This is a genomic window from Curtobacterium sp. GD1, assembly GCF_020882855.1.
GTDB lineage: Bacteria > Actinomycetota > Actinomycetes > Actinomycetales > Microbacteriaceae > Curtobacterium.
In genome coordinates, this window is the sequence record NZ_JAFEVQ010000064.1 from 1 (window position 1) to 1,150 (window position 1,150).

Annotated in this window: 1 protein-coding gene; it reads right to left on the reverse strand. The window is 71.4% G+C overall.

Annotated elements, in window-relative coordinates:
• Window positions 1-930: aldo/keto reductase (locus JSX79_RS18005; protein WP_229087566.1), on the reverse strand; the 930-nt coding region annotated here is incomplete at its 3' end.
• Window positions 931-1,150 lie beyond the last annotated feature (220 nt).

Below are 1,150 nucleotides of genomic sequence, written 5' to 3' on the forward strand. Positions count from 1 at the left end.
GTCCTCGGACGGCTCCCACGCCGTCCCTGCCTCGGCGTTCTGCCGGATCTGCTCCGGCTTCGTCGCCCCCGCGATGACGCTCGACAGCCCGGGCTGCGCCAGCAACCACGCGAAGGTCGCCTGCAGCATCGTGACGCCGCGCTCGTCGCAGAACCGCTGGAACTCCTCGAGGATCTCCCACGGCGCGTCCTGCAACAGCTGCGGCTTCGCCGTGGTGAGCCGCCCGTCCGAGGGCCCGCCGGCCTTCGTGTACTTGCCCGTCAGCAGGCCGTTGTACAGCGGGAAGTACGGCAGGAACCCGAGCGCGTACGCACGGACGGCCGGCAGCACCTCGTCCTCGACGCCCCGGGCGAGCGGGCTGTACTCGTTCTGCGCGGACACGAACGCCGTGGTGCCGGCGATGGAGGCGGTGAGCTCGGCCTCGGCGATCTGCCACCCCGCGAAGTTCGAGTGGCCGATGTAGCGGATCTTGCCCTCGCGGACGAGGTCGTCGAGCACGGACAGCGTCTCCTCGATCGAGGTCACGTCGTCCGGGCCGTGCATCTGGTAGAGGTCGATCCAGTCCGTCCCGAGGCGCTTGAGCGACGACTCGACCGCCAGCCGCACGTACCGCCGGGAGCCCCGCACGCCCCAGTCCGGCCCGTTCACCCCCTGCATGTCCATGCCGAACTTCGTGGCGAGGACGATCTCGTCGCGACGTCCCGCGATGGACCTGCCGAGGAGCTCCTCGGACAACCCGCGCCGGCCGCCGTAGACGTCCGCGGTGTCGAACAGGGTGACGCCGGCGTCGAGGGCCGCGTGGACGACGGCGTCCGTGCCCTCCTGCGTCTCGGTCAGCGTGCCGGGTCGGCCGAAGTTGTTGCAGCCGATGCCGACGGTGGAGACGACGAGCCCCGACGGCCCGAGAGGACGGTGTTCGATTCCGGTCATGCCCCGACCGTACCGGCGACCCCGGAACTGGGGCTGCGCCAGCCGCACGGGTTGCCGTTAGAACTGACGATGGATCAGCCTACGGAGGGAGCACCGCAGTGGCATCGCATCGCATGCCGGACGAGGACCGGCCGCGTCGCGCCGTCCCCGACTGGGTCACCGCTCCCCCCGAGGGCGCGGCAGACGGCCTGGAGGCGCGCCCTCGGGGGGAGCGGTGACC